This is a genomic window from Kitasatospora saccharophila (genome assembly GCF_039529925.1).
GTDB classification, from domain to species: Bacteria; Actinomycetota; Actinomycetes; order Streptomycetales; family Streptomycetaceae; genus Kitasatospora; species Kitasatospora saccharophila.
The window spans coordinates 1-10,004 of sequence record NZ_BAAANS010000097.1 but is presented as its reverse complement, the minus strand read 5'-3'; the positions used below and the strand labels follow the sequence as shown (position 1 = coordinate 10,004).

Genomic DNA, 10,004 nt, shown 5'->3' with positions numbered 1-10,004 from the left:
CACCGGCCTGCTCACCTGCCCCCCCGGTTCCTGCCGCCCGGCCCTTGCCGTCCGCCGACCTGCTCGCCCTGCCGCCCGGTGACCCGACCCGCTGGCCCGCTCGCCGGCTCGCCCGGCCGTCCGCCGACCCGACCCGCTCGCCCGGCCGTCCACCGGCCTGCTCACCTGCTTGCCTGCTCACCTGCTCGCCCGGCGGTCCGGCCGTCCGCCGACCCGACCCGCTCGCCCGGCCGTCCACCGGCCTGCTCACCTGCCCCCCCGGTTCCTGCCGCCCGGCCCTTGCCGTCCGCCGACCTGCTCGCCCTGCCGCCCGGTGACCCGACCCGCTGGCCCACTGGCCCGCTCGTCCGCCGCCGAGCGCGGCCCGCGCCCCGCCCGCACCGGTCGGTGCCCGGTCCGTCGGCCCGGCAACGGCCTGCCCGGGCCGAGGAGCCGCCCGTCCGCCGGTTCGTCCGTCCCGCCCCGGTTCCCCGGTTCCCCGGTTCCCCGGTTCCCCGGAGCCCGGGCCTCCGGCGCGCTCCGGCGCCCGGGCCTCCGCCGCTCCGGTCCACCGGTTCCCCGGCGCCCCGGCCGTCGGCGTCAGGCCCGCTGCGGGGCCGACGCGAACTCGGCCATCCCGGCTCCGAACGCCACCCGGGGGCGCCAGTCCAGTTCCGCGCGTAGCCGCGCCGGGTCGGCGGTCACGTGTCGGACGTCGCCCAACCGGTACTCGCCCGTCACCACCGGTGCCGGGCCGCCGCAGGCCGCCGCGAGGGCCCGCGCCATGTCGCCCACCGTGCGCGTCTCCCCGCTGCCCACGTTGTACGCCCGCGCGCTGCCCGCCGGGCGGTCGGCCACTCCCGCCAGGGCCGCCGCGTTGGCCGCCGCCACGTCCGCGACGTGCACGAAGTCGCGGCGCTGACCGCCGTCCTCGAACACCCGCGGGGCCTCGCCCCGGGCCAGCGCCGAGCGGAACAGCGAGGCCACCCCCGCGTACGGGGTGTCGCGCGGCATCCCCGGCCCGTACACGTTGTGGTAGCGCAGCGTCAGGACCCGGCCCCCGCAGGCCCGGGCCCAGGCGGACGCCAGGTGCTCCTGCGCCAGCTTGGTCGCCGCGTACACGTTGCGCGGATCGGCCGGGGCGTCCTCCGCCACCAGCCCGGGCAGCAGCGGTTCGCCGCAGACCGGGCACGGCGGTTCGAAGCGCCCCGCGTCCAGGTCCGCCGACCGGCGCGGCCCCGGCGCCACCGGCCCGTGCGTGCCGCAGCGGTACGCGCCCTCGCCGTACACCACCATCGACCCGGCCAGCACCAGGTCCCGCACCCCGCGCCGGGCCATCGCCGACAGCAGCACGGCGGTGCCCAGGTCGTTGCAGCCGGCGTACGCGGGGGCGTCGTCCAGGTCCACGCCCAGCCCGACCATCGCCGCCTGGTGGCAGACCGCGGAGACCCCGTCCAGCGCGGCCTCCACCGCCGCCGGGTCCCGGACGTCCCCGCGCCGGAACTCGGCTCCCTCCGGCACCGCCGACGGCAGCCCCGAAGGGTGCACCGCCGGGAGCAGCGCGTCCAGCACCCGCACCTCGTGGCCGTCCGCGAGCAGCGCGCCGACCACCGCGGAGCCGATGAAACCGGCTCCGCCCGTCACCAGGATCCTCATGCCGGCCGACGCTACCCGCGTCCGGTCCGGGAACGGCGCAGCCGCCCGGCGACGTCACCGACCGGTAAGGAGCGGTCGGGACCCGTGCGCCGCGGCGGGGTGTGGCGGAGTGCGGCGGCCGGTGGCGCCGCGCGCGGTCACCCGAGCAGTCTGGTGTGCAGCCGGACGGTGGTGCCGGCCTGTGCGGTGGAGCGGATCTGGACGAGGTCGCAGAGCTGTTGGACGAGCCAGAGCCCCCGGCCGCCGACCTGGTCGATGGTGGGTCGGAGGCGGCCGACCAGCGGGTCCTGGAGGTGGCCGGCGTCGTGGAACTCGCAGATCAGGTCCGCGCCCTCCACCCAGGTGCGCAGCACGCCCCGGCCGCCGCCGTGCTTGATGCTGTTGCCGGCGATCTCGCAGGCGGCGATCAGCAGTTCGCGCAGGCGGGTGCCCTCCAGGCCGTGCCGGACCGCGCAGGCGGTGACGTGGGCGCGCACCGCGGCCAGCATGCCCCGCTGGTAGGGGAGTTCCTGGTGGTGGTCGGCGGCGGGGGCCAGTTCGGGGAAGGCGTAGGGCTCCTGGACGTAGGAGCCGTTGGGGCCGTGGGCGCCCCCGCTGAGGAGCATGGGGTGGCAGCGCCGCGCGGATTCCAGCGCGGCGGGTTCCAGCGCGGCGGTGTCGTAGGGACACAGCAGCCACCACGCCGGGGACTGGGCGAACGCGAGGTTCAGCAGCCACTCGTGGTACCCGAACTCGCCGCTCTCGGCCGGGGAGGGCTCGCTCCACACGGATTCGCTGATGCCGCGGACCGGGTGGCCCTCCGCGGCCTTGGAGACCCACTCGCGCCAGGCGGGGATCAGCCGGCCGGGGTTGCGGCCGAGGGCGGCGGTGTCGAGGAACGTGACGCCTTCGGCGGCGTCGGTGCCCTCCAGTTCGGTGCGCAGCATGCGCTCCTTCGGCTCCGCGACCGCGACCAGGACGAGTTCGCTCCCGGCGTGGGCGTCGTGGATGAAGGACATGGCGCCGTCGAGGAACTGGGCGTCCCCGTCGTACGGGTACAGCTCGTGCCGGAACGCGGAGTCGTGGGCGGGGGCTTCCGGGCGCGTCGTGCTGTTCTCGCTCACGGTGCCAGCTCCACGGGGATCTGCGGGACGTCGTAGCCGAGCAACGACCAGCAGCGCCGGAACGTCTCGTCCGCCTTCTCGATCACGATCCGGCGACCGGGGACCTTGCAGGCCGCGGCGACCAGGGCGCGCATGCCCGCGGAGTCCATCAGTTCGAGGCCGTCGCACCGCAGTCGTACGGTGGCCGAGCGGGCGACGAGTTCGTCCAGGACGGTGCGGAAGCTGTCGGCGCCGTCCGAGTCCACCACGCCGCTCACGCTCCAGCAGTCCGTTCCCGCGCTGTACATCCGAAAACCTGGCATCTCCGCACGTGTGCCCAAGTGGTGCGGATGTACTCCGGCCGCTTGCTCCAGGAGGGCGGGCCGGAAGCCGGCCCGGTGGTAGGCGCAGACGACGACGGCCCCTCTGGCGAGCACCAGGGCGTCGAGTTCCAGTTCGTGCCGGGCGATCTCCTGCGGGCTCGCGCCGCCGGGCCAGACGCGGTCCATCCGGGCCAGGACCCGCAGGGCGCGGAAGCCCTGGCGGGTTGCGGCGTCCGCCTCCCGGCACACGAAGTCCAGCAGTGCCGCCGCGTCCCACCCCGCCCCGCCCGTGCGCTCGGCCCCGGGGTCGACGACCACTCCCTGCGGCGTGCCGTCCAGCGACCACCGGGACTCGGACGCGCCGATGAGCAGGACCTTGTCGCCGAAGAGGGCCCCGTCGGCGGCGAAGGCCCGGGCGGTCGCGGTGAAGTCGTCGCCGGGGCCGACCGGCCAGCAGACGTGGTCACCCGCTTCGACGGGATCAAGGGTCGCCACAGCACGTGCGTTCCTCACGCGCCCTCCCTCCGCCCCAGGCTCCTGCGTGAGCATCCTATCGGCCACGGCCGTCGGGAACGGGGAAGGCGACCCGAGCCTCGACGGGGAACGCGTCCGACCTCCGCGGGCGGCTCGCGGTCGGGCTGCCGCCGTGCCGGCCGCCGGGCCGGCCGCCGGGCCGGCGGTCGGCGCGGCGCGGTGCCGCGTGCCGGTGCTTCAGCGGCGAGGAGGACGGGTGGCGGTGTCGAGGTAGAAGGCGTCGATGCTCTGGACGGCCTGCTCGAACTCCGCCAGGTTGACCGGCTTGGTGACGTAGGCGTTGGCGTGGCTGCTGTAGGCGCCGGCGACGTCGTCGGGTGCGGCGGAGGTGGTGAGGACGACGACGGGGATCGTCCGCAGGTCCTCGTCGGACTTGAGCACCCGCAGCAGGTCGCGGCCGTTCATCCGGGGCATGTTGAGGTCCAGGACGATCAGGTCGGGGCGGGGCGTCTCCGGGGCACGCAGGTGCTCCAGGGCGGCGAGACCGTCGGTGACCTGGACGAGGTTGCGGGCGCCGCGTTCGGCCAGGGCTTCCTCGATCAGCATGGCGTCGGCCGCGTCGTCCTCCACCAGCAGCACGTCGAAGGCGTGGGTGGGGCTGGTCATGATCGGGGTCTCCGTAGGTTCTTCGTCGGAATGGTCGTAGAGACCCGGCCAGCGCTGCCGGGCTCCTTGGCGGGTCAAGCCGCAGGCCGAGCCGAGCTGGGGGTAGCCGGCTCCGGTCCGGGCCGCCGCCCTGGCCGCGTCCGCCCGGAGGCGCTCCGCGGCCCGCTGCAACTGGTCCAGGATGTGCAGCATGCCCAGCGCCCGTCCCATCGGGTCTCCCGGAGGCCCGTACGGCCGGGGCGGACCGGGCTCCTCCAGGAGCCGGTCGGCAAGGTGCCGCGCCGTACGGGCCACTGCGGCGTCCATGATCGCGGACGTCTCCTGCGCGGTGGCCCGGAGGGCGAAGTCGTTGCCAGGCATGACTGGAACCATAGGCCCTCGCCTCACCCCCGACAACAACGCTTGTCGCCCGGCCTCTACAGTGGGCGCTGCGCCGCCCCACCGGGCCGGCCGTCACCGGAGAGGTACAGACCATGCAGGACGACCCGAGGGCACCGCGTTCGCGTCCGTTGTCCGCTTGGACGACCAGGCGCTGGCTGAGGGCGGGCGCCGGGCTGTCCCTGGCGGTCCTGGCCGTGCTGGGCGTCCTGGGGTTCTGGGTGCTGGACCGGTCCCAGACCATCAGCACCCAGCTCGTGGACGTGCGCTCGCCCGCGCTGTCCACCGCGTTCCGCCTGGAGTCGGTCCTGCTCAACCAGGAGACCGGGATCCGCGGGTACGGCCTCACCGGGAACCCGGAGTTCCTGCAGCCCTACCAGCAGGGCCTGGCCGACGAGAAGACCCACGTCGCCACCCTGACCTGGCTCCTGCACGGCGACGCCGAGGCGCTCGCGGACCTCGCCGCCGTCGAGGACGCCGCCGACCGGTGGCGGCAGGAGATCGCCGAGCCGATCGCCGCCGCTCCCGCCGGGGCGCCCTCCGTGCAGGCCGCCGCCTCGGCCGAGACCGGCAAGGCCGCGTTCGACCGCCTCCGGGCCGCCCTGACCCGTGAGCAGGACCACCTGCGGGCCGACCGCGCCGCCGCCCGGGCCGACCTGCTCGCCACCACGCGGACGCGCGACCTGGTGTTCAGCGCGATCGCGGTCGTCATCGCCGTCCTGACCGCCCTGGCCTTCGAAGGGTTGCGCCGCGGCATCAACCGGCCGCTGGAGCAGCTGAGCGCGGACGCCCGCCGGATCGCCGAGGGCGACTTCGAACACCCCATCGTCCCCACCGGCCCCGCGGACCTGCGCCAACTCAGCGCCGAGATCGACCTCATGCGCGGGCGGCTGACGCGCGAGCTGGCGTTCACCGAGCAGGCCCGCCTGCGCCTGGACGCCCAGGCCGCCGAACTGCAGCGCTCCAACACCGAGCTGGAGCAGTTCGCCTACGTGGCCTCGCACGACCTCCAGGAGCCGCTGCGCAAGGTCTCCAGCTTCACGCAGCTGCTCCGGCGCCGCTACGGCGGCCAACTCGACGCCAAGGCCGACCAGTACATCGACTTCGCGGTCGACGGCGCCAACCGGATGCAGGTCATGATCAACGACCTGCTCGACTTCTCCCGGGTCGGACGGGTCCACCACAACCACCAGGAAGTCGACCTGGAGGAAGTCCTGGAACGCACCCTGGAAACCCTCAGCGTCGGCATCGAGGAGGCGCAGGGGCAGGTCACCCACGACCCGCTGCCGACCCTGGTCGCCGACCCCACCCAGATGGGGATGCTCTGGCAGAACCTGATAGGCAACGCCGTCAAGTTCCGCCGCCCCGGAGTCCCTCCGCGCATCCACGTCAGCGCCGAGCGGGACGGCGGCCTGTGGCGCTTCGCCGTCACCGACAACGGCATCGGCATCCCCGCCCAGTTCGCCGTCAAGGTCTTCGTCATCTTCCAGCGCCTGCACACCAAGGAGGCCTACGCCGGCAGCGGCATCGGCCTGGCCATGTGCAAGAAGATCGTCGAGTTCCACGGCGGCACCATCGAGGTCGACCCGACCCGCACCGAGGGCGCCCGCATCTCCTTCACCCTCGCCCCGGAACCCCTGGAGGCCCTGGAGGGCCCGGAGCCCCTGGAGGCCCCGGAGGTCCCCGCCGCCCCGGCCGTCGAGGCGGCCCGCCCCGCCGAACCGGAGCGGCAGCCGCGATGACCCTCCCCCTCACCGCCGCGTCCGGGCGCGCGGAAGAAGAACTCACCTACCGCATCCTGCTCGTCGAGGACGACGCCGCGGACGCCCTCCTGGTCGAGGAGCTCCTGCACGACACCGGGCTGGGTTTCGAACTCACCGTCGAGCCCACCATCGCCGGTGCCAGAGCCGTCCTGACCGAGCGGCAGATCGACTGCGTCCTGCTCGACCTGCACCTGCCCGACGCGGCCGGCACCGCGGCCGTCACGGCGGTGCGGGAGCTCGCACCGCACAACGCCGTCATCGTCCTCACCGGTCTCGCGGAGAGCCGGGCCGGCGCCGAGGCGATGGCCGCCGGTGCCCAGGACTACCTGGTCAAGGGCAAGGTCGAAGCCGAACTGCTGCGCCGCACCCTGCGCTACGCCGTCTACCGCAGCAGGACGGAGCACGCCGCCATCCAGGCCCAGGCCAGCCGCCTGCGCGCCGAGGAGAACGCCCGCCTGGAACGCGGCCTGCTCCCGCCCCCCATGCTCGGCACCTCGACCGTCACGGTGACCAGCCGCTACATCCCCGGCGCCCCGACGGCGCTGCTCGGCGGCGACTTCCTCGACGTCGTCGAGGGCGACGACGGTTTCCTGCACGCCGTCGTCGGCGACGTCAGCGGCCACGGTCCCGACGCCGCCGCCCTGGGCGTCCTGCTGCGGATCGCCTGGCGCTCGCTCGTCCTCGGCGGCCACCGGGGCGAGGACCTGCTGAACCTGATGGAACGCGTCCTGGTCGCCGAACGCGACGACGTGTCGCTCTTCGCCACCTGCACCCTGCTCACCCTCGAACAGGAGAACCGCACCGCCACGCTCCACCTCGCCGGACACCACGAGCCCCTGCTGACCACCGACCGGGGGACCCGGCCGGTGAGCGCCGCCCACGGCATAGCCCTGGGCATCATGCCCGGCCTGTGCCACTGGCCCCCCACGGTCGTCCCGCTCCCCGCCAGCGGCTCCCTGACCCTCTACACCGACGGCCTGATCGAGGGGTACGACGGGGACAGCGGCAGACGGCTCAGCACCGACGGCCTGCTCGCCCTGATCGGCGCCCCCGGCGGCGCGGACCCGGCCGAACCCGCCGCCCGGATCGACCGGATCATCGAGCAGGCCCAGGCCCTCAACGCGGGCCGCCACACCGACGACCTCGCCGTCCTGCACCTCGCCTGGGGGCGCAAGTAGTCGCCGTCTCTCTCCCCTCCCGGCGCGGAAGCGGTGGCACGCATTCCGACCGGGCCGGGCATCGCGCCGCCCATAGAGGGTACGCGTCAGCGGACCGCGGCCCATCTGCACGGTGAGGTCGGCCGTCCGGCAACGGAGAGTGGCATGAGCCTGACAGCAGAGAGCACCCACGGCACGGCCCTGTTCGCCGACCGGTACCGGGTCGAGGGCGTCCTGGGGCGGGGGAGCGCCGCCGAGGTGCTGCGCGCCGTCGACCTGCACCTGGGCCGGGAGGTCGCGTTGAAGGTGCTGCACCGCGGCGCCCCCGAGGACTTCGCCCGCCGGTTCACCGCCGAGGCGCGGACGCTGGCCCGGCTCCGGCACCACGGCGTGGTCGAGGTCTACGACCACGGGAGCGCCGACGACCGCCCCTACCTCGTCCTGGAACTCGTGGACGGGACGACGCTGGCCGACGTGCTGCGCACGTCACCGCTGTCCGCCCCCGCCACGCTCCGGCTCGGCCGGGACCTCGCCCGCACCCTCGCCTTCGTCCACGACCACGGCGTCGTCCACCGCGACGTCAAACCGTCCAACGTCCTGATCGACGCCTCGGGAGCCCCCCGCCTCACGGACTTCGGCATCGCGCGCCAGCCCCTCGACGAGCCCGTCCAGGACGCCGAGGCGACCCGGACGGGCTTCGTCGTCGGCACCCCCGCCTACCTGGCACCGGAGCAGATCCGCGGCCAGGGCGCGCGTCCGCCCGTCGACGTCTACGCCTTGGGCCTGCTGCTGATCGAGTGCCTCACCGGACGGCGCGCCTACCCCGGCGGTCCCATGGAAGCGGCCGTGGCCCGCCTGCTGGAACCCCCCTCCGTCCCCCCGGACACGCCCGCACCGCTCGCCCGGGTCCTGCGCGCGATGACCCGGACGGACCCCGCGGCCCGCCCGTCCGCCGCGGCGTGCGCGGACCTGTTCGACCCGCGGACGCTGGAACTCCCGACCGCCGGACCCGGAACCGCGGCGGGCCGGGCCACCGCCCGGCGCAAGCGCATCGCGCTGTCCGCGGGAACCGTCGGCCTGCTGCTCGCGGCCGGAGCCGGGAGCATGGCCTTCGGCACCGACCACCCCGCGGCACCGCCCGCACGCCAGCCCGCGACCACCTCCACCCCCTCCCCGGCCCCCACGCCCACCACCGCGCCGGCGCCGTCGCCGTCGGCGAGCACCGCCGGCGGCAGCACGCCCGCCGGGTCGGCCCCGCAGGACGCGGCGCGGCCCGGGCCCGGACCGCAGGCCGGGCCGACGGAAGCACACCGCGCCGACGGCGTGAAGAAGGGGGACAAGGCGGAGAAGGCGCAGAAGGGCGGGAAGCCGACCGGGAAGGGGCCGAAGCGGTGACGGGCGTCCCGATCGCGCCCGGCCCGAGGGGCCGGTAGGAGGGCCCCACCCGCCGCTCGGTCGGGATCGCGGGTCGGCGGACTCCCGGACCCGCTCCGGGGAGGGGGAGCAGGGTCGTGGCACCGCCGGATGCCCCGGGACCCGGCGAATATTCCTACGAATCTCCCCAGTTCCCGGGGGTAGGCGGAGCCCGTCAGCGAAAAGGGCGCGAGCGGCGCAGACGGTTCGAGGAGGACGCGATGAGCACGGGCGACAAGATCCACAACACCGGTGACAAGCTCAAGGGCACCGCCAAGGAGGCCGCCGGCAAGGCCGTCGGCAACGAGCGCCTCGAAGCCGAGGGCAGGGCCGACCAGGCCAAGGGCGACCTCAAGCAGGCCGGCGAGCACGTCAAGGACGCCTTCAAGAGCTAGACGCCACCGAGCAGTTCGCGTGTGGGTCCGCCCGGCCGTCGGGCGGACCCACACACGTCCGCGTCGGGAGGGTGCCTGTCGCCGTCCTTCCCTCCGGCGCCCGCCCCGGCCGTCCACCGCGCACCCGCCGGTGGTCCCGCGGCAGGGGCGGGCGGCCGTCGGGAGGTGGGGGCGGCAGGGCAGTGGAAGCCGTGCATCGATGACAAGGGAGGCTGCTGTGGCCAGGAGCATCTGGGACTACGAGAGTGCCGAGGGGTACAACGCGGGCGACGACCTGACGGGGTACCGGGTGGAGGCCGCGGACGGCCGCATCGGCAAGGTCGACAAGCACAGCGAGGAGGTCGGGCGGGCCCATCTCGTGGTCGACACCGGTCCGTGGATCTTCGGCCGCACCGTGGTCGTCCCCGCGGGCACCATCAACCGGATCGACCACGACGACAGGTCCGTGTGGCTGGACCGCACCATGGAGGACGTCCGCAACTCGCCCGAGTTCGACCCCGACGTCCACGGTGACGGTTCCGACTACCACCAAGCCCTCGGTGCCTACTACCTGGGGACCGCCTGAACCCCGGCCGGGCGCACCGCGGGCGGGCCGCCCGCGGTGCACCCGGCCGAGCCCGCGCCGGGCGGGGGTCAGTTGATGTGGAGCGTCGTGACGGTGCCGTAGTTCTTGGTGAGGGCCTCGTTCTTGCCGAAGGTGTGGCGGTACAGGGAGCCG

Annotated in this window: 9 protein-coding genes; 5 read left to right on the top strand and 4 right to left on the bottom strand. The window is 74.8% G+C overall.

What is annotated here, in order from left to right; all coding sequences use genetic code 11:
- Positions 1–579: 579 nt before the first annotated feature.
- The 4 genes from ABD345_RS37610 to ABD345_RS37595 form a co-directional block, all read right to left on the bottom strand.
- Positions 580–1,635: an NAD-dependent epimerase/dehydratase family protein gene (locus ABD345_RS37610; RefSeq protein WP_344558985.1), complete on the bottom strand. Its 1,056-nt coding sequence runs from the start codon at positions 1,633–1,635 to the stop codon at positions 580–582.
- A gap of 137 nt (positions 1,636–1,772) precedes the next feature.
- Entirely contained in the window at positions 1,773–2,738 is a 966-nt protein-coding gene (locus ABD345_RS37605; protein WP_344558983.1) for an anti-sigma factor RsbA family regulatory protein, read from the bottom strand.
- Complete coding sequence (locus tag ABD345_RS37600; protein ID WP_344558982.1) at positions 2,735–3,535, bottom strand: MEDS domain-containing protein; 801 nt, start codon at positions 3,533–3,535, stop codon at positions 2,735–2,737. The genes ABD345_RS37605 and ABD345_RS37600 overlap by 4 nt, the downstream gene beginning before the upstream one ends.
- A 216-nt stretch (positions 3,536–3,751) precedes the next feature.
- Positions 3,752–4,540, bottom strand: coding sequence for a response regulator (locus ABD345_RS37595; protein ID WP_344558981.1), 789 nt, complete (start codon positions 4,538–4,540; stop codon positions 3,752–3,754).
- 113 nt (positions 4,541–4,653) lie between these two features.
- On the opposite strand from ABD345_RS37595, the gene ABD345_RS37590 reads away from it, so the two are divergent.
- From ABD345_RS37590 to ABD345_RS37570, 5 genes are all read left to right on the top strand, one after another.
- On the top strand, positions 4,654–6,300 hold the full coding sequence (locus tag ABD345_RS37590; RefSeq protein ID WP_344558980.1) for a sensor histidine kinase: 1,647 nt from the start codon (positions 4,654–4,656) through the stop codon (positions 6,298–6,300).
- On the top strand, positions 6,297–7,499 hold the full coding sequence (locus ABD345_RS37585; RefSeq protein ID WP_344558979.1) for a PP2C family protein-serine/threonine phosphatase: 1,203 nt from the start codon (positions 6,297–6,299) through the stop codon (positions 7,497–7,499). Before ABD345_RS37590 ends, ABD345_RS37585 begins: the two co-directional genes overlap by 4 nt.
- 144 nt (positions 7,500–7,643) lie before the next feature.
- Positions 7,644–8,873: a serine/threonine-protein kinase gene (locus tag ABD345_RS37580; RefSeq protein ID WP_344558978.1), complete on the top strand. Its 1,230-nt coding sequence runs from the start codon at positions 7,644–7,646 to the stop codon at positions 8,871–8,873.
- A gap of 239 nt (positions 8,874–9,112) precedes the next feature.
- Positions 9,113–9,286, top strand: a complete 174-nt coding sequence (locus tag ABD345_RS37575; protein ID WP_344558977.1) for a CsbD family protein — start codon at positions 9,113–9,115, stop codon at positions 9,284–9,286.
- Positions 9,287–9,503: 217 nt separating this feature from the next.
- On the top strand, positions 9,504–9,851 hold the full coding sequence (locus ABD345_RS37570) for a PRC-barrel domain containing protein (protein ID WP_344558976.1): 348 nt from the start codon (positions 9,504–9,506) through the stop codon (positions 9,849–9,851).
- Positions 9,852–10,004 lie beyond the last annotated feature (153 nt).